This window comes from Salinisphaera sp. T5B8 (assembly GCF_040361255.1).
In the GTDB taxonomy this organism is placed as follows: Bacteria; Pseudomonadota; Gammaproteobacteria; order Nevskiales; family Salinisphaeraceae; genus Salinisphaera.
Genome location: NZ_APNG01000012.1, coordinates 95439 through 114432 on the forward strand (window position 1 = coordinate 95439; position 18994 = coordinate 114432).

Genomic DNA, 18994 nt, shown 5'->3' on the forward strand with positions numbered 1-18994 from the left:
GTCGTTATTCCCCGCAAGCCAGGAGTTGTTTCATGGCCTTTGTCGACAAATACGGCCCCTGGGCCCTGATTACCGGCGCGTCCGCCGGTATCGGCGCCGAGTTCGCGCGCCAGATCGCGGCCAAGGGCGTCAATGTCGCGCTCGTCGCGCGCCGTCGTGAGCGCCTGGAAGCCCTGGGCGCCGAGCTCGAATCGGAATACGGGGTACGCACGCTGGCCATCGGCGCTGACCTGTGTGCCGACGATTTTCTCACCACGATTACCGACGCCCTGGGTACGCGCCATGTCGGGCTGCTGATCAACAACGCCGGCTCCGGCATGACCGGCGAATTTCTCGATCATGCGCTCGAAGACGAACTGCAGATGCTCGCGCTCAACTGCCGTGCGCCGCTGATACTGGCGCATCATTTCGGCCAGCGTATGCGCGACGATCGACGTGGCGGTATCGTCATGCTGGCCTCCGTGGCCGGCATCATGCCGACACCGATGTTTTCCAATTACAGCGCCACCAAGGCCTGGAACCGGTTCCTCGGCGAAGGGCTGCACGAAGAACTCGCCCGCGACGGCGTCGATGTCGTTTCGCTGTGTCCGGGCCTGACCCAGAGCGAATTCTTCGATCACGCCAACGTCGATCCGACCAACTGGCCCGCGCCCATGCGCGCGACCATCATGAGCGCCGAAGATGTAGTCAAGGCCGCGCTCAAGGGCCTTGGCAAGCATTCGCAGGTGGTACCCGGCTTGTCTTATCGCATGCTGACCCGTCTGTCGCGGCTGTCCCCCGGTTCGCTCACGCCCTGGATGATCGACCGCGTGATGCGGTTCGCACTCCCCAAAAGCGACAACGCACGGTAGAAGGAACGATCGAAATGGCTGATCTGAGTAACAAGACGCTTTTCATTTCCGGTGCCTCGCGCGGCATCGGCCTGGCCATCGCGCTTCGCGCCGCTCGCGACGGGGCCAATGTGGCCATCGCGGCCAAGACCGATACGCCGCACCCAAAGTTGCCGGGCACGATCTACACCGCGGCCGAACAAATCGAGGCGGCGGGCGGCAAGGCATTGCCGATCGTCTGCGATATCCGCGAAGAGGACCAGGTCGAGGCGGCGGTCGAGCAGACTGCCGAGCGTTTCGGCGGTATCGATATCTGCGTGAATAATGCCAGCGCCATTTCGTTGACCGGCACGCTGGAAACGCCGATGAAGCGCTACGATCTGATGAACCAGATCAACGCCCGCGGCAGCTATCTGGTCAGCCAGAAGTGTATTCCGCATCTCAAGAAGGCCGAGAATCCGCATGTGCTCATGCTCTCGCCGCCGCTCGACATGAAGCCGAAATGGTTCGGCCCGCATGTGGCCTATTCGATCGCGAAATACGGCATGAGCCTGTGCGTGCTGGGCATGGCCGAGGAATTCGCCGAAGACGGCATCGCCTTCAATGCGCTGTGGCCGCGTACGGGTATTGCCACCGCAGCGATTGATCTGATCGGGGGCAAGGAAATGCAGTCGCATTGCCGCACCCCCGAGATCATGGCCGACGCCGCGCATATCATCCTGACCAAGAACAGCCGCGACTTCACCGGCCGCTTCTGCATGGACGATGTGCTGCTGCACGAAAACGGCGTCAACGACTTCGAGCAATACGCGGTCGATCCGAGCAAGGAACTCTGGCCCGACTTTTTCGTGCCGGACGACGTACCGCCGCCGCCCGGCTCGATGGGCAATCGCACCGACTGAAGCCGGTGCGCTGGCGGCCCCGGCATGCGCCGGGGCCGTAGCCCTTAGAAATTCACGATCGCGATCACCTGCGAATAAACGTTGGTGTCGTCATCGCCAATCTGCGTGCCGCCTTCAGCCGCCGAGTTGTCCGGCGTGTAGAAGCCGACCAACGGGCTGATCACGAGATGCTCGTTGACGATCCACTGCGCATAGAGATCGACTTCGTTGCCGTCGAGAAAGCCGTCGCCGGCATTGTCGAACTGGAAGAACAGCGCGCCCAGTTCGACCGTTTCCGAGGGCGCCAGGGCCAGCCCCACATGGTGGACGTCGGTATCGCTGTTGAACGGCCCGGCATAGTTGGCCGCCACTTCCCCCTGGAACCAGGTGCCATAACCCCGGTTGAACCCGAAGAATAGCGGGTCGAAGCCGCCCGAAAAGCTGGAAAAACGGTAGGTCAGTTTGGGCGACCAGGGCATGTCGGCAAACGTCCAGCCGGCTTCGCCGTACCAGGCGTGATCGTCGCCACCGCCGGCGTAGTCGTCGCCATTGTCCTGATCGACATACTCGGTCGAGACGAACAGGTTTTCCACGCCCAGACTGCCGTTGGCGCGAAACGCCAGTGTTTTCTGGCCGTCACGATGTTGATAGCCCAGGAATTCGGCCGATTCCTCGTCGACGTCCAGACCTTTGAGATAAGTCACGCCGACGGTGCCGTAGGTGGCGTCCCGGTATTCGAGATTGGCACCCGCCAGTTCCATTTCGGCCTGGGCCTTGTTGTCCGAATGCAGCCAGAAACCGTCCAGATGAAACCCGCTGTCGCCGCCCAGGCGCAGAATGGCGGTCTTGTCGAAGGCCTTACGGGCCGCAAGCCAGTACGCGCCGCCGCGACTGAGCCCGTTCGGGGCGATACCGGCATCGGCGAGCGGCTGGAAGCCTTCGCCGAAGTTCAGCGAATCGCCATTGATGAGAAAACCGTCGCCGATCGTGAAACTCTGGCGCCCGAACGACAGGTCGATACCGTCTTCGCCCAGCCAGGGCACGAGATCGCCCGACACCCAGCCGATATAGGCGTCCTCGACCTGGGTGTCTTCTTCCTTGCCGGTCGAAAAACCACCGGCATCGCCATCGCCACGGGTGGCGGAACTCAACAGGTTGAACGCGCCGTAGACGCTGCCCGCGCCGTCGAGGCCGGTGGCTGCGCTCAAGCCGTATTTGGCATAGCCTTCCTGCCAGGTCGGGCTGTCGTCTTCGGTACGCAGCACCTGCGCATAGGACTTCGAGCTGTTGAATACACCGACCGCGGCTTCGAAATCGAAGTCGATCACGGTGTCGCCGTTATCGTAGAGCGTATGGGCGCCGGCCTGACTCGATGCCAGAGCCGCGGTGGCGGCCAGTGCAATAGCCACCGCGCGCCGGCTGTTGGTTGTGTTCATGAATCCCCCTTGGCTTGTGGGCGCAGTGCGCCCGGTTTATGACGATTCCGATATTGATGGACGTGCGGGCAACGACGGCCGTTGGCGAGCTGCATGATCGACTCGCTCGACTACGGCCGATCCCCCAGCCCGTCGCGAATGGCAATGCGCTTGGCGCGCATGCGCTCGAGCAACACGTTGCGCCTGACATCGATACGCTCGAGCGGCTCGGCCCGCAAAGTGGCGACCTCCGAGGCGGTATACGGCACGAAGTCGACGGGCGTGCTGTCACCGGCGATATCGCTGGTGAGCATCCAGTTGAGCAAGTCCGCCAGCTGGGCGTCGGTGAAACTCGACAGCGACACGCCGGGCACCTGCACCAGAAACGCACGCCCGCCTTCCACGTCGAGAAAATGACCAACGAAATCCTTCATCCGCGGCACATCGTTGGCGCGTGAGCCCTCGCCGTCGACGTGGTGACAGCCCGAGCATTCGAGCTGATAGTTCACCTGCGGGCGATAGCCGGCTTCGCGCGGCGTGAGCGCCGGCACCTCGTTGCCGGGGGCCGGCCGATTGTCCGGCCCCGGCAGACTCTGTGCCGTGGCGGTTGCCCCCAGCAGACACAACGCCGCCGCGACAAGCGCACGCGTACCCATCGTGCTAGCTGGCCACATCCCGAATGGTCGCAATCGTGCAGTTGTAGGTCAGATGCTCGGCGCCCAGACACCAGTTGATGTCGTTGTTGTTGAAGGGGCGATAGAGCGGCTGCTCGCTGTCGTTGCGGTTACAGGCACACTGGCCGCAGGCCTGCTTACCGCAGCAATCGTTATAGGCGATGATGTAATCGCGCCCGTCGGCGGGGTTGTGGCAGGTGCCTACCCAGGTGACTTCCGATACATCCGTGCCGGGCGGGCAGGCATTGATGGTGCCGCCGCAACAGGTACACAGAAAGCCATCGATCGAGCAATAGCGCCAGTAGTCACAGCTTTGCGGATCGCCGGGGTCACCAGGCGTGCCCGGTTCGGCCGCATGCGCGTTACCGGCGCTGCGATCCACCGGCAGGATCAACGGCAGCGCGCTGCCGACCACCACCCAGGAGCCGAAACGCACCAGGGCGTTGCGGCGCGAAGTCGAATACGCGAGCTGACGGGTCGAGCGTTCGAAGAAACGATCTAGAAATTTCATGGTGTCCCCCGGTGGTTAGTGCGCGGCCCGCTTGTGGCCCTGCATGTATTCCTGGAGCGAGCCCACGCCCATGGACTGGGCTTCGAACAGGCTTTCCAGATGTTCGCGGTTGTTGACCAGGCCCTTGGCGCGCAGTACGCCGTCGGCATCGATGAGCACCGCATAGGGCAGCTTGCCGATCTGGTAGGTCATGCCGATCTCCGGGCCGACCACATAGATGGCGTCCTCCAGGCCGTGCTCGGCGATCAGCGCCTGTTGCGAAGCGGCATCGCCGTCGCTGACATACACCACGTCCAGATCGCGCCGATAGCTGCGTGCCAGCGAACGCAGCGTCGGCAACAGCGATTTGCAGATCGGACAGGTCGGCGACATGAAAAACAGCAGCTGGCCCTTGTCGGCCTTGTAGCCGACATTCACCGGGCGCTCGTGGCGATCGGTGGCAGTGACCTGCGGCGCGGGGCTGTTCACGGCCACGCCCTTGTCGAGCATGAGCGCGCCGGCCGGTGCTATACGCGAGTGCAGCACGCCCACCTGGCGCACCAGCGCCATCACCACGAACGCAAGCGCCACGACCACGATCCACAGCAGAATCTGGGACAACACAGCGACATCCATGACTATCTCCCGGAGAGCGACTTCAGGCGCGGCTGGTTGGTCAGCAGCCCTTCGGTCGCGGTGTAAAGGATGAGAACGGCCGCCACGCTGGCGCCGATCAGAAACAGGCCGAAGCCATGCAGCACGGCGGTGGTGCTGGGCACGGCGGCGAGTACGGCCATTGCGATCAACACCGCATTGCGTACCAATAAGGCACCCGACAACGGACGCTCCAGACCCGGCCCGCTGCAGCCGCAATCGATCTCGCGACGTCCGCGCCAGAGGTTGATCGCGATCGCGGCCGTATACAACGCCAGCAGCAGGGCCGCGCTGGCGGCGCCCCAGGCACGCAGGGCCGGCACCAGCAGCGCGACCGCAATCAACACTTCAAGCACCGGCAGCGCCCGGGCCGCCAGCGACACGGCATGACCGGAGAGCAATGCATAGTCCTCGATCTGGCGCGCAAAGCGATGCGGCGCACGCAACTTGTGGCTGGCGCCGGTCAGCAGGATGACCGCCAGCACCAGCGAACAGGCCACGGCAACGATCGGATGAATCATCGCGGCCTCCTTAGTGGCTGCTGAGCACCAGCGCCGGTATCGCGCTGATGCCCTCTACCGTGTGCATGTATTCCATCTTTGACAGATCGAATACATCGAGCCCGCCGTCGATATTCACGCCCAGCAACAGCGGTTCGTCGTCTGAGGTCGCATTCAGGCTCCAGACATAGTTTTCGGTCTTGAGCTCGCCGACCTTTTCATGGCTGTCCAGATCGAAGGCCCAGATGGTGTCGCTGGGGTCTTCCCAGTTGCGATCGCCATGATCCTCGTGCACCAGTACATAGAGTTCGTTGCGCGCCGGCGAGATCGTCATCAGCTGCCAGCCGCCCACGCCCCAGCCCGCTTCACGCTGGGCATCGGTGAACAACGACCAGCGCTCACCCGCCACCGGCTTGTCGCCGGAGACGTCGATCGGCTGGATCACGCCGTCGAGCGTGGTGAAGTAGTACATATCGCCGTCACGGGCGGCGCGTTCGTTCATCGCGGTTTCGTTCGGGTCGAAGAACGGCGTGCGCACGCGCGAAACTTCGTGGCCGCTGTCGTCGAGCTTGACGCGCTGGAAGCTGCCGTCGCCACACACCGAGCCGAAGGCGCGCTTGCCGATCGGGTAGTTGAGCACACAGCCGGCGATATCGATTTCGCTGGCTACACTCTGGTTTTCGGTATCGACCACCGTGACCGAGGTCGACGGGGTGAAGTTGTAGATATAGACGAAGCGATCGTCGTTGCTCATGGTCAGCATGTTGCGTTCCATGAGGATATTGGCGCGCTTTTTGGGAATCTCGACTTCCCAGACCGGCTCCAGCGTTTGTGTATCCCAGGCGGTAAGCACGTCGGTACGTTCACCGCGCACCCCGCGCGACCAGAAGGTATCGGCCGAATACAGGCGGGTATCGTCATGCGAGAGCACCGACGGCGCGAGATAGCCGGTCGGGATCATGCCCAGCATTTTCTTTTGTTCCGGATCGACCACGACCACCTTGCCGGTGGTGGCATTATCGAACTGGGTATCGATGATGTAGGCACGATGCGGGCCCGGCTTGTCGAGCGTGACGGTACCGATTTCATCGGGCGGTAACTGCGCCATGGCGCCGGCACTCCAGACCAGCGCGGCGAGCGCGGCAATACCGCCGGCACGCAACAGTCGTTTGTTCATAGTCGTTCCTCGCTTGAGCTGTTCGATACGAGCGGCACGGCCGGCCCACGGCCGCGTCGACCGCAAATTCAGTGCAGCTGCGCTGGTGCGCCCGACTGCCCCCTCGCCTGTACCAGCGGTATCTCAAGACTGCGCCGCTGACGCCCCGGGCGCATGTCGGTTGGTGCAATTCGGCTTGTCGTGACGTGCATCAAGGTTTGTTCGCCGAAACTATGCACAAACGCGTTTGGCGCCCCCGCCCCCCGGTCGGATCGGGCACGCACGGCAAAGCACCGGGCCATCGGCGCACCAGTGACCGATGACCCGGGTGCACGGCTTATCGTGGCGCGGCGTCGTCTTCCGCCTCGGCGGCCAGATCGTGCTGGCGCTTGATCAGATAGGCATGGATCGTTTCGATTTGCTGTTGCGACAAGCGATCGGCGAACGATGGCATGCCCTGCTTGATACGGGTGCCACCGGCGACGATGCGCAGAAAATCGTCGTGCGTGGCGGCCGACATATTGCGCAGATTGGGCACGACCCCGCCGCTATAGGCGCTAAAGCCATGACACACGCCGCAATGGACATTGAACAGGTCCCGCCCCTGGGCAATCGTATCCGCATCGGCCTCGTTGGCCGGTATATCGGCCTCAATGGCCTGCACGCGCTTGGGCTCGTCGGGCAGGCGCGCCTTGCCGCCGAGCTTGTAGGTCAGCACCCGCGCCCGCGGCTCAACCTGCGTGTTCGCCGCCAGCCCGCCGAAGGCGGTCGGAAAAACACCGCCCCAACCGGCCATGAAGGTCACGTACTGCTCGCCATCAACCCTGTAGGTCACCGGACCGGCCATCACGCCGGTATTCGCGGGCGATCGCCAGAGTAGCTCGCCGTCATCGGCGGCGTAGGCCCGTACTTCGCCATTGGCGGTGCCCTGAAATACCAGCCCGCCGGCCGTCGACAAGGTGCCGCCGTTCCAGATGGTCGGATAATCATGGCTCCAGACCTCGCGCTGGGCGACCGGGTCCCAGGCCAGCAGCTTGCCGCGATACATATTCACGATCTCAGCACGGGCCTTGGCATCTTCGGGCAAGGCCACCGGCTGTGTACCCAGCTGCAGGGTGCCGCGGCCCTGCCAGGTCGCCTCGTTGTCGGGTTCGAGCAACGCCGGCGCAATCTGGGCCGGGATATAGGCCAGCCCGGTTTGCGGGTTGTACGACATGGGCATCCAGTTATGCCCGCCCAGTGGGCCGGGCATCATCAGCTTCGGCCCCTTCGTCCAGTCGGCCTTTTCCATGTCGACCACGGGGCGGCCGGTCTTCAGGTCGATACGCTTGGCCCAATTCACCGGCACGTATGTCTCGGCCGAAATGAGTTCGCCGTTGGTCCGGTCGATCACGTAATAGAAACCGTTCTTGGGTGCCTGCATGAGCACCGGGCGTGTCTTGCCGTCGATTTCAAGATCGGCGAGCGTGATCGTCTGCGTCGAGGTAAAATCCCACTGGTCGCCCGGCGTCTGCTGATAGTGCCAGACGTATTCGCCGGTCTCGGGGCGAATCGCGACGATGGAAGCCACGAACAGGTTATCGCCCTTCCCTTCGCTGCGCGCCTGGCGGTTCCAGAGGCTGGCGTTGCCGACCCCGATATAGAGCAGATCCAGCTTCGGGTCGTAGGCCATCGAGTCCCACACGGTCCCGCCGCCGCCCTGTTTCCAGTACTTGTCACCAAACCAGGTCTTGCGCGCCATTGCCATGGCCTTGCTTTCGGCCGGCTTGGACGGATCACCCGGCACGGTGAAAAAGCGCCAGGCCTGTTTGCCGGTGTCGGCGTCGTAGGCAGTGATATAGCCACGCACGCCCATTTCTGCGCCGCCGTTGCCGATGATCACCCGGCCTTTGACCACGCGCGGCGCACCGGTGATGGTCTGGCTGCGGTCGGTGTCGATGAGCGTGTTCACGCTCCAGACTTCGTCACCGCTATCGGCATCGAGCGCGATCAACCGGCCATCGAAGGCGCCGACGAACACCTTGCCCTCGTAGACCGCGACACCACGGTTGACCGGCCCGCAGCAGCCGTCGCGGGCCGCTGTTTTCGCGACCTCGGGGTCGTATTCCCACAACAGCTCGCCGGTTTTGGCGTCGAAGGCATAAACGATGCTGAACGCGCTGGTGGTATACATGACGCCGTCGACGACGATCGGCGTGGCTTCCACGCCGCGATCGATATCCAGCCGGACCGACCACGCCAGCCCTAAGTCGGCCACGTTGTCCTGATCGATCTGGTCGAGTCGGCTGAAGCGCTGCTCCTGGTAGGTACCGCCGTGGGTCATCCAGTTGCCGGGCTCGTCGGCTGCATTATTCAGCCGGGCCGTATCCACCGGCGCCGCACCGGCCACCCCGGCCCCGACAAACACGCACAACGCGCCACACAGGCGCGCCGCCGCGCCTATCCGATTCTTCATCGCCCTCTCCTCGTCTTATCGCACGTCGGCCATTGGCGACGACGGCTTGTTTTTGATTTTTTATAGCCGGCGCACAGCATCGGCGCCGGGTTCGATACGTGCCGGCTGCTGGCCGAGCCAGACAACCGGCACGTCCTGCGGTCAGAGTACGACCGTGGTCACCCGCTCTTCGGTATAGGCCAGGACGCCGGACAGGCCGCATTCGCGGCCGATGCCACTTTGCTTGAAGCCGCCCCAGGGCAGCTGCGGGTCGATTGGCGCCCAGGCGTTGATACCGATCGCACCGGCCTCGATCTGGCGGGCCACGCGGTGCGCACGGGCGACATTCGCCGTCCATACCGTCGCCGCCAGGCCATAGCGGGTGTCATTGGCGATGGCGATGGCTTCGGCTTCGTCGGCGAAGGGGATTACCGTGCCGACCGGGCCGAAGATTTCGTCGCGGGCGATGCTCATATCGTTGTGGGCGTTGGCGAATACCGTCGGGCGCACATACCAGCCGCCGCTTTCTTGCTCGGACGGTCCGCCGGCCAGCAGCGTCGCGCCTTCGTCGCTGCCACGGCGGATATAGTCGTTGATCTTGTCGTACTGGCCCTGACTGGCGACCGCGCCCATCTGCGTATCGGCATCGGCCGGATCGCCCACTTGAATACCGCGCGCGAGTTCGGCGAGCCTGGCACTGAAAGTCTCGGCGATATCCTGATGTACGAGAATACGGGTACCGGCGGCACAGACCTGGCCCTGGTTGAAGAACAGGCCCATGCCGCAGCCGCCCACGGCCGCCTCAAGATCCGCATCGTCGAATACAATCTGCGGGCTCTTGCCGCCGAGCTCGAGCGCGACATGCTTGAACAGGGGCGCGGCCAGACGCTGGATCGCCGCGCCCGTTTCCGGGCTCCCCGTGAAGGTGATCTTGGCAACCTTCGGATGTTCACACAGCACCGGCCCGAGCGTTGCGCCGTCGCCGGTCACCACATTGACCACACCGTCGGGAATGCCGGCTTCCTGGCATAGCCGGGCCAGATGCAGCGCCGACATCGGCGTCTGTTCGGCCGGTTTGATCACGGTCGTACAACCGGCGGCGAGTAGCGCACCGAGTTTCCAGCAGGTGATCATCAACGGCGTATTCCAGGGCACGATGGCCGCGACCACGCCCACCGGAACCAGCTCGGTGTAGGACAAAGTGGGCTGGCCCATATAGCCGGCGGTGGGAATGGTGCGGCCTTCGAGCTTGTCGGCCCAGCCCGCGGCATGCCGCAGGGTGGCAATCGCATTGGGCAGATCGAGCATGCGCGGCTCGGCCGGCGGGCGGCCAATCGCATTCGCGTCCATATCGGCGAGCTGCTCGGCATCGCGTTCGACCAGATCCGCCAGACGATGCAGACACAAGCCGCGCGCCGCGCCGCTCATCTGCGACCATTCGCCGCCCTTGAGTTGCGCATGCGCGGCATCGATCGCCCGCGTGGCGTCGTCGGCGGTACCTGCCGCCGAGGTGGCCAGCGTTTGCCCGCTCGCCGGGTCGGGCAGGGTCATGGTCGCGCCATCGGAGGCGTCGACCGCCTGGCCGGCGATGAAGTGTTGGAATGCCTGATTCACGCGTGCTCCTCGAACAGTTAGACACGCACGGGCCCACGCTCGCGACAAACGTGATCGATGACCCGCGGTGATCGGTTATCGGTGCGTTCGAGCCTGCGCCCCGGCGGCCCACCCCGCATGCGCCAGCGTGCATATCGGCTTGTCGCTGTGTGCAGCGAGCGCACTTGCGCGGTGCGCGCTTTGACAGTGCGCGAACAACGGGGTAAACACGAATAAAAGCGTTGCAGGCGCCCGACGAACTGGCATGCGCATTGCAACTATTCGACCCGACACAATCGGGCGCTACGGGCTGGAGACCGTCGAATCACATGTCGTATCCGCAATACCGACCGCAGGCGAGCCGTTTTTCCGATCTCGGCGGCTGGCAGGACTATGTCAACCTGCATTTTCCGCCACTGCAGATGACCAGCCGTACGACATCCCCGTTCCAGGCGCAGGCCAGCAGCTGTGCACTGGGTGAGTGCACGTTGACCCATATCGGCAGTGCCGCCTCGGACGTGGCCCGGACGCCGCAACTGGCCCGCCAGGCCAACGCCGGTTACCTGAAAGTGATGTGGCAACTCGCCGGCACGATGGAACTCAGCCAGGACCGCCGCTCGGTGTGTCTGGTGCCGGGTCGGGCTTCGCTGTGTGATACCACCCGGCCCTACCGGATCCGCGTCGGCGACGGCGCCCGCCTGGCCGTGCTGCTGATCCCCTACGATGTCGACAGCCGCCTGCCGCGCTATGCGGAACGGGTCAGTGCGACCGAACTCAACGATATCCCGACCATGCAGGCGGCGCTCGGCGCGATTACCGGACTCGCCCGTTCGCGCCCCCAGGCCGATGACCCGGGCATTAGCGATGTCATGCAGGGCGTGGGCGCGATGCTCGCCGCCACCTTCGCGCGGGCCGCCGAGCCGGATGAAGCCGATCTCGACGCCCAGCGTATCCAGCGCGCCCGCCACTATATCGCCACCCATCTGGCCAGCAGCGACCTCACACCCGATCGGCTGGCCAGCGTATTGTGCGTGTCGCGGCGCACGCTCTACGGCCTGCTCGCCCGTCAGGGCACGACCCCTGCCCGCCTGATCAGCGAAACCCGACTACAACACGCGCGTGACGCGCTGGCGCAGGATACGACGTCCAGCCAGTCGATTACCGATATCGCGCTCGCCCACGGCTTTGGCGACAGTGCCCGCTTCAGCCATGCCTTCAAGGATCGCTTTGGTGTCGCCCCTAGTATCTGGCGCGGCCGCCACCAGGCCAATTAAGTCTCTGTCGGCTTGCGTCTAAGGCCGGACCGGGCAACCGGTTTCGCCAAGACCGCAGGTTGGATTCGCACAGCGTAATCCACGCCCAACGCTACCTCAGACCGAGTCGAGCGCAGCGCCTCGAAACGGCTGCGCCGTAGCTTCCCATCGAGGCGCAGATACCTGATTTCGTTGCGCACGGCGACATGCCTCGCGTCCTCCCGTGTTGCGTCTGACGCTTATTTGCTTGCCCTTGTTCAAGGTCTGCGCCTGTGCGGACGATATACCCCTACGCGCAATCGGCGCCGCCGTCGATCGCCAAAAATAACGTCAATTTTGCCGATAAACCTTGTCGTCGCGGCACAGCCCCTCAATGCCCGAGGACGACTTGAGCCGGGCTCTTTCGAAGGAAAAACCTATGTCTTCTCTACTGAAAAGCGTCAAAGCGAAATTGAGCGCCGGCTTCGCGCTCATTCTGTTGCTTGTCATTGCGCTGGGTGTTTTGAGTTACAACGCCTTGGGTAACAGCAACGACTTCACCCGTTCGATATACAACGAAAACCTGGGCGCGCTGTCGTATATCACGCAGGCGCATATCAGGCTTAACGGTATGCAGGCGAACATGCTCACGGTGATCGACAGCGCCGATCCGCGCGCCGCAGATACCTACGTAACTGAGGCGCGAGATCGCATGGAAAAGATCACGCAGGCCTGGAACGCCTACTACCCCGCGCTGGTCAGCACGGATGCCGAGCGGGCCGTGGCCAGCCAGTCCGACGCGACAATTGCAAAACTGCCGTCGGTAGTTCAGACGCTAACCCGCGAAATAGACAACAACGCATTCGAGCAAGCCCGCGCGACGTATCGCGAACAGGCACTCCCCCTGTTCGATTCGCTGCGCGACACGCTGGGCGATATCGAAGAGCAACAGGTCGCCCAGGCTGACGGTGCCTTCGCCACATCACAGGCGTCGAGCGACTTCGGCCGTCAGATCATCGTTGCCGCCGTAATCGGTGTGCTCGTGCTGGCGATTGCGCTGGTCGTGATCCTGACGCGCATGATCACCTCGCCGCTGAACCAGGCCCTGGGCGTGGTCCATGCCATCGCCGACGGTCATCTGGATACGCCGATTCATACCAACCGTCGCGACGAATTCGGCGCCATGCTGGTCGCGTTGTCCACGATGCAGGATCGGTTGTCCGATATCGTATCCCGTGTGCGTGACAGCTCGGATTCGGTCAGCGTCGGTGCGGGCCAGATCGCGACCGGTAACGACGAACTCAGCTCGCGGACCCAGGAGCAGGCGGCCAACCTCGAGGAAACGGCTGCCTCCATGGAACAGATGACCTCCACGGTCAAACAGAATGCCGACAACGCAGCGCAGGCCGATCAGCTGGCCCGCGGCGTACGCAGCCAGGCCGAAAATGGCGGCCAAGTGGTCAGTCAGGCGGTCGCCTCCATGCAGGAAATCGAGGAATCGAGCCGCAAGATTTCCTCGATTGTCGGCCTGATCGACGACATCGCCTTCCAGACCAACCTGCTCGCGCTCAATGCCTCGGTCGAGGCAGCCCGCGCCGGCGAACAGGGCCGCGGCTTTGCCGTGGTGGCCGCGGAAGTCCGCAACCTGGCCAGCCGCAGCGCGACCGCGGCCAAGGACATCAAGGAACTGGTCGAGGACAGCGCCAACAAGGTCAAGGAAGGCTCGTCCCAGGTCAGCCTGTCGGGTCGTACGCTCGACGAGATCGTGGACAGCGTGAACAAGGTCTCGGATCTGATCTCCGAAATCGCGGCCGCCAGCCAGGAACAGTCCAGCGGTATCGATCAGGTCAACCTGGCCGTTTCGCAGATGGATAGCATGACCCAGCAGAACGCCTCGCTGGTCGAGGAATCGGCGGCCGCCAGCCGTTCGCTCGAAGAGCAGGCCAATACGCTGAAGACGCAGATGGCGTTCTTCCGTATCGCCGCGACCGCAGCGATGGGTGCGCCGGCTGTACAGTCGCATGTGGCCCATACGCCGGCCGCGCCGGCGAGCAAGCCCGCCGCCGCCAAGCCGGCCAGCCCGGCGCCCAAGCGCGAGCCGCGCAAGGCCGAGCCTGCCCTGGTCGAAGACGACGCCGATTGGGCCACGTTCTAAACAACGGCCCCACGAAAAAGCCCCGCTCCGGCGGGGCTTTTTTTATGCACAGGGCGGGCGCCGCACAACGCCCGCCGGTTGCGCTATGAATGACCGTGGTGACCCAGACGGCGGTCGATTACATGCTTGGCCTTGCCCAGCGAACGCTCCAGCGTACCCACGGCCGACAGCGTGATCTTGGTGCTGATGCCGATATAGGACTTGATGTGTTGCTGCAGATTGCTCAGCGTTTCGTCCTCGGTGGCATGGTCGTCGAAATCGTGGCCACGCTCGACGGTGAGTGCGACATGATCGAGATTGCCCTCGCGGGTGAGCTCGATGAGATAGTGCGGCGCCAGGCCTTTTTGCTTGCAGATGATCTCTTCGATCTGGGTTGGAAACACGTTCACGCCGCGGATGATGAGCATGTCGTCGGAGCGACCGGTGATCTTGTCGATACGGCGCATGGAACGCGCGGTGGGTGCCAGCAGCCGGGTGAGATCGCGGGTGCGATAGCGCACGATCGGCAGGGCTTCCTTGGTCAGCGAGGTGAATACCAGCTCGCCGGGCTCGCCGTCGGGCATGACCTCGCCGGTATCCGGGTCGATGATTTCGGGGTAGAAATGATCCTCCCAGATCACCGGCCCGTCCTTGGTTTCGACGCATTCGTTGGCCACGCCCGGGCCCATCACTTCCGATAGGCCGTAGATATCCACCGCGTCGATACCCGCGCGGCGCTCGATTTCTTCGCGCATGGCATTGGTCCAGGGCTCGGCGCCGAAAATGCCGATCTCCAGCGAGGAGTCGCGTGGATCCAGCCCCTGGCGCTCGAACTCCTCGATGATGTTGAGCATGTACGAGGGTGTGACCATGATGATGCGTGGCTTGAAATCGCGGATCAGCTGGACCTGCTTTTCGGTCTGCCCACCCGACATCGGGATCACGGTACAACCGAGTTTTTCGGCGCCGTAGTGCGCGCCGAGCCCGCCGGTGAAAAGCCCATAGCCATAGGCGACATGCACGATATCGCCCGGCTTGCCACCGGCGGCGCGAATCGAACGCGCCACCAGATTGGCCCAGGTTTCGATATCGTTGGCGGTATAGCCCACGACCGTCGGCTTGCCGGTGGTGCCGCTGGAGGCATGGATACGCGATACCTGCTCGCGCGGCACGGCAAACATGTCAAACGGATAGGCGTCGCGCAGATCCTGCTTGGTGGTGAACGGAAACCTGGCCAAGTCGGCGAGCGTTTTCAGATCGCGCGGATGCACGCCGGCGGCATCGAACTTGGCCTTGTACCGGGGTACGTTGTCGTAGGCGTGTTGTAGCGACCATTTCAGTCGCTCGAGCTGCAACGCCTGCAATTCGTTGCGGCTGGCGGTTTCGATCGGTTCGAGCAGCGATTCGGGTTCCATCAATGCGGCCATGTTCATCTCCTCCATCTCGTTGCCGCCGGGGCGGCGTTAATGTTTTACGAAAGCCTCGCGACCGATGCCGCCGCGTGCCTTATGCGTGCTCCATCGCAGGCGAAAGCCAGATGCTCGCGCACCGACAGGGCTAGGACGCCATTACCTCAAGCACATCGCCGCGCACCTGATGGGCACGCCCACGAAAGAGCACAACGATTTCATCGTTCTGGTTGCGCACTGTGACGTCGTAGACACCGGTACGCCCGGAGCGCGAGCGTTGCTCCCCCTCGGCGACCAGCACGTCGCCCGCGAATGCCGGGCGCAGGTAATCGACGTTGCAGGCAGCCCCCACGGTGTTGCGATTGCCGCTGTTGCAGGCAAAGGCAAAGGCGCTGTCGGCCAGCGAAAAGATCAGCCCGCCGTGGCAGGTCTTGTGGCCATTGACCATGTCCTCGCGCACCGGCATGGACACCCGGGCATAGCCGGGGGCCATGGCGTCGATGTGCATGCCGAGCATGCGCGATGCTTCGTCGCGGGCGAACATCGCCTCGCCGACGCGTTCGGCCAGTGCCTGGGCATCCGTGTCCACGGGCGCGACTGACGCGCCGTTCTGGCTGGATTGCATTGCGTTGTCTCCTTTCCGAAAGAGCCTGTTCGATCCGGCGCGCTGCTTTTTTTATGTTCGTTTCAGCGTCGCCGGTGTGTTCGTTATTCAGCGACCTTTGAATTCGGGCGTGCGTTTTTCGCTGAACGCAGCCACGCCTTCGGCATAGTCAGCACTGCGACCGAGCTCGCCCATCGCGTCGCGTTCGGCATCCAGCTGAGCATCGAGATTATTGTTCACGCCGGCGTACATCAGCTCCTTGGTCCGGGCCAGGCCGCGGGTCGGCGCTTTCGACAAATGGTCGACGAGCTTGTCGATCTCACTATCGAAGGCGTCGTCGTCCACGCAGCGCCAGATCAGCCCCCAGTCGGCGGCCGTGGGTGCGTCGATCGGCTCGCCAAGCATGGCAAGGCCCATGGCCCGGGCCATGCCGATCCGCCGGGCCAGAAAATACGTGCCGCCGGTATCCGGGATCAGGCCGAGTTTGCAGAAGCTTTCGATGAACTTGGCCGAGCGCCGGGCGATGACCAGATCGCAGGCCAGCGCGAGATTCGCGCCGGCGCCTGCGGCCACGCCGTTGACGCCGCAGACCACCGGCAGCGGCAACGCGCGCAGGCGACGCACCAGCGGCGCGTAATAGGTTTCGACCGAATAGGCCAGATCGGGGGCCTCGCCGGATGCCGATACCGCGCGATCACCGAGATCCTGCCCCGCACAGAAGCCCTTGCCGGCGCCGGTGAGTAGCAGCACCCGCACCGAATCGTCGGCCTCGACGGTGTCGAGTGCTTCGGCCAGGGCCTCGTGCATGGCCACGTTGAAACTGTTGAGCTTGTTCGGGCGGTTGAGCGTGATGCGGGCGATGCCGGAATCGATGCTCAGGATGATGGAATCGTCTGCCATGAGAATCTCCTTAAGCGGCGGCCGTTTCTTCGGCTTCCGGCGTCCAGTCAGTGGTCGCGACCATGGTCAGCACGTCGTACTGGGCCACCACTTCGTCGTTCTGGTTGGTCACGGTCGCGTCCCAGCGCACTTCGCCGTATTCGGTATTCTCGCGCTTGGTCTTCTGCTTGCAGGTGAGTGCCACCTTGAGCGCGTCGCCCGGATAGGCCGGGGTCATGAAGCGCAGGTTGTCGACACCGTAGTTGGCCAGCACCGGGCCCGGATTGGGTTCGACGAACAGGCCGGCGGCCAGCGAGACGATGTAGTAGCCGTGGGCCACACGCCCGTCGAAGAACGGATTGGCCTTGGCCGCATCCTCGTCCATATGCGCGTAGAAGGTATCGCCGGTGAAGTTGGCGAAATGCTCGATATCGTCGAGGGTGATCTCGCGGGCGTCGGTGAGAATCGCGTCGCCGATCTCGAGTTCATCGAAATGCTTCTGGAACGGGTGGCGATCGGTTTGTTCGCGTTTACCGCCCGGCAGCCAGTGGTCGATGATGTCGGCCAGCATGTCGGGCGAGCCCTGCAAGGCACTGCGCTGCATGTAATGAAACACGGCACGCATGCCGCCGAGCTCCTCGCCGCCGCCAGCACGCCCCGGCCCGCCGTGTACGAGCATGGGCATGGGCGAGCCGTGACCCGTCGATTCCTTGGCACAGTCGCGATCGAGCACCAGCAGACGCCCGTGAAACGGCGCACAGCCAAGCGTCATGGCCCGGGCGAAGCCGGCATCGTGGGTTACGATCGAGCCCACCAGGCTGCCGCCGCCCAGCCGGGCCAGTGCGACCGCTTCTTCGGTCGTTTCGTAGGGCATGATCGTGGCGACCGGGCCAAAAGCCTCGATCGTATGAATTTCGCTGTGCGCGAACGGCGTATCGGTCGACAACAGCACCGGGCCCACGAACGCGCCCTTGTCGGCATCGGCATCCACGACCTCGCAGCGCGCCGGATCGCCGTAGACGATCTTCGCGCCCTGTTGCAGATCGGCGATACGCGCACGCACTTCCTCGACCTGATCACGGCTGGCCAGCGCCCCCATGGTCACGCCTTCGGCTTCGGGGTTGCCGACCACGACCTTGTCGAGCTTTTCCGACAGCGCATCGATGAACGCCTGCTGGTGATCGCGGGCCACGAGCACACGCCGGATGGCGGTACATTTCTGCCCGGCCTTGACCGTCATCTCCCGCATGACCTCTTTCACGGCCAGCTTGAATTCGGGCGTATCGGGTTCGGCATCCGGGCCGAGCGCGAGGAAGTTGAGCGAATCGGCCTCCATCGAAAAACGGGTGGCGTTTTCGACGATCGCCGGGTGCTGCTTGAGCTTGCGGCCGGTGTTCGCCGACCCGGTGAAGGTGACCACATCCTGGCAGGTCACGTGGTCGAGCAGATCGCCGACGCCGCCGCTGATCAGCTGCAGCGCGCCCTCTTCGATCAGGCCCGAATCGACGATGGCGCGCACCATTTCTTCGGTGACGAAGGCGGTCTGGGTCGCGGGTTTGACGATCGCCGGCATGCCGGCAAGATAGTTGGCCGCAAATTTTTCCAGCATGCCCCAACAGGGAAAGTTGAAGGCGTTGATATGCACGGCCACACCTTCCAGCGGGGTCTGGATATGCTGGCCGATGAAGCTGCCGTGGCGCGACATGGGCTCGGGATTGCCATCCAGCGCGAAGGTGGCGTTGGGCAGCTCGCGCCGACCCTTGCTGGCATAGGTGAACAACGTGCCGATGCCGCCGTCGATATCGACCCAGGAATCGGTACGGGTCGCGCCGGTGGCGGTGGAGAGCTTGTAGAAACGTTCCTTGTCGGCCATCAGCGTCTGCGCCAGCGCCTTGAGCTGCAGCGCACGCTGATGAAAGGTCAATGCCCGCAGCCGGGGGCCGACCTGTGTGCGGGCATAGTCGAGCATGCCGGCGAAATCGATGCCGTCGCTGGATACGCGAGCGACCGGTTCGCCGGTGACGGCATTCAATACCGTCTTGCCGCCTTCGCCGGTGACCCACTGGCCCTGAACATAGCTGCTGGATTGCATTACACGCTCCTGATTCT

Annotated in this window: 16 protein-coding genes; 4 read left to right on the forward strand and 12 right to left on the reverse strand. The window is 63.7% G+C overall.

From position 1 onward, the window contains the following. Nucleotides 1-32 precede the first annotated feature (32 nt). Together T5B8_RS12160 and T5B8_RS12165 are read left to right on the forward strand one after the other, a co-directional pair. Nucleotides 33-851: an SDR family NAD(P)-dependent oxidoreductase gene (locus T5B8_RS12160; protein WP_353179096.1), complete on the forward strand. Its 819-nt coding sequence runs from the start codon at nt 33-35 to the stop codon at nt 849-851. Between the two features lie 14 nt (nt 852-865). After that, nucleotides 866-1732: an SDR family oxidoreductase gene (locus tag T5B8_RS12165; RefSeq protein ID WP_353179097.1), complete on the forward strand. Its 867-nt coding sequence runs from the start codon at nt 866-868 to the stop codon at nt 1730-1732. A 44-nt stretch (nt 1733-1776) separates the two neighbouring features. On the opposite strand, the gene T5B8_RS12170 is transcribed toward T5B8_RS12165, so the two are convergent. The 8 genes from T5B8_RS12170 to T5B8_RS12205 all read right to left on the reverse strand — a co-directional run bounded on the left by T5B8_RS12170 (nt 1777) and on the right by T5B8_RS12205 (nt 10648). After that, entirely contained in the window at nt 1777-3147 is a 1371-nt protein-coding gene (locus T5B8_RS12170; protein ID WP_353179099.1) for a hypothetical protein, read from the reverse strand. A 110-nt stretch (nt 3148-3257) separates the two neighbouring features. Then, nucleotides 3258-3782 carry a cytochrome C gene (locus T5B8_RS12175; protein ID WP_353179101.1) on the reverse strand — a complete coding sequence of 175 codons (525 nt, stop codon included), beginning with the start codon at nt 3780-3782 and terminating at the stop codon, nt 3258-3260. A gap of 4 nt (nt 3783-3786) precedes the next feature. Continuing rightward, on the reverse strand, nt 3787-4311 hold the full coding sequence (locus tag T5B8_RS12180; RefSeq protein WP_353179103.1) for a methylamine dehydrogenase light chain: 525 nt from the start codon (nt 4309-4311) through the stop codon (nt 3787-3789). Between the two features lie 15 nt (nt 4312-4326). Beyond that, entirely contained in the window at nt 4327-4926 is a 600-nt protein-coding gene (gene mauD, locus T5B8_RS12185) for a methylamine dehydrogenase accessory protein MauD (RefSeq protein ID WP_353179104.1), read from the reverse strand. Between the two features lie 2 nt (nt 4927-4928). After that, a complete protein-coding gene (locus T5B8_RS12190; RefSeq protein WP_353179106.1) occupies nt 4929-5465 on the reverse strand; it encodes a MauE/DoxX family redox-associated membrane protein in 537 nt (178 codons plus the stop codon). A 10-nt stretch (nt 5466-5475) separates the two neighbouring features. Beyond that, on the reverse strand, nt 5476-6621 hold the full coding sequence (locus T5B8_RS12195; protein ID WP_353179108.1) for an amine dehydrogenase large subunit: 1146 nt from the start codon (nt 6619-6621) through the stop codon (nt 5476-5478). A 316-nt stretch (nt 6622-6937) separates the two neighbouring features. Next, nucleotides 6938-9055, reverse strand: a complete 2118-nt coding sequence (locus T5B8_RS12200) for a PQQ-dependent dehydrogenase, methanol/ethanol family (RefSeq protein WP_353179109.1) — start codon at nt 9053-9055, stop codon at nt 6938-6940. Between the two features lie 141 nt (nt 9056-9196). Continuing rightward, on the reverse strand, nt 9197-10648 hold the full coding sequence (locus T5B8_RS12205; RefSeq protein WP_353179110.1) for an aldehyde dehydrogenase family protein: 1452 nt from the start codon (nt 10646-10648) through the stop codon (nt 9197-9199). A gap of 308 nt (nt 10649-10956) precedes the next feature. Here T5B8_RS12205 and T5B8_RS12210 point away from each other — a divergent pair, with 308 nt between their 5' ends. Together T5B8_RS12210 and T5B8_RS12215 are read left to right on the forward strand one after the other, a co-directional pair. Further along, entirely contained in the window at nt 10957-11901 is a 945-nt protein-coding gene (locus T5B8_RS12210; RefSeq protein WP_353179111.1) for a helix-turn-helix domain-containing protein, read from the forward strand. Nucleotides 11902-12298: 397 nt separating this feature from the next. Further along, on the forward strand, nt 12299-14014 hold the full coding sequence (locus T5B8_RS12215) for a methyl-accepting chemotaxis protein (RefSeq protein ID WP_353179113.1): 1716 nt from the start codon (nt 12299-12301) through the stop codon (nt 14012-14014). Nucleotides 14015-14097: 83 nt separating this feature from the next. On the opposite strand, the gene paaK is transcribed toward T5B8_RS12215, so the two are convergent. The 4 genes from paaK to paaZ form a co-directional block, all read right to left on the reverse strand. Next, a complete protein-coding gene (gene paaK, locus T5B8_RS12220; protein WP_353179114.1) occupies nt 14098-15420 on the reverse strand; it encodes a phenylacetate--CoA ligase PaaK in 1323 nt (440 codons plus the stop codon). 130 nt (nt 15421-15550) lie between these two features. Next, nucleotides 15551-16027, reverse strand: coding sequence for a hydroxyphenylacetyl-CoA thioesterase PaaI (gene paaI / locus T5B8_RS12225; RefSeq protein WP_353179115.1), 477 nt, complete (start codon nt 16025-16027; stop codon nt 15551-15553). Between the two features lie 87 nt (nt 16028-16114). Next, entirely contained in the window at nt 16115-16906 is a 792-nt protein-coding gene (paaG, locus tag T5B8_RS12230; RefSeq protein ID WP_353179117.1) for a 2-(1,2-epoxy-1,2-dihydrophenyl)acetyl-CoA isomerase PaaG, read from the reverse strand. Nucleotides 16907-16916: 10 nt separating this feature from the next. Further along, complete coding sequence (gene paaZ, locus T5B8_RS12235; protein ID WP_353179119.1) at nt 16917-18977, reverse strand: phenylacetic acid degradation bifunctional protein PaaZ; 2061 nt, start codon at nt 18975-18977, stop codon at nt 16917-16919. Nucleotides 18978-18994 lie beyond the last annotated feature (17 nt).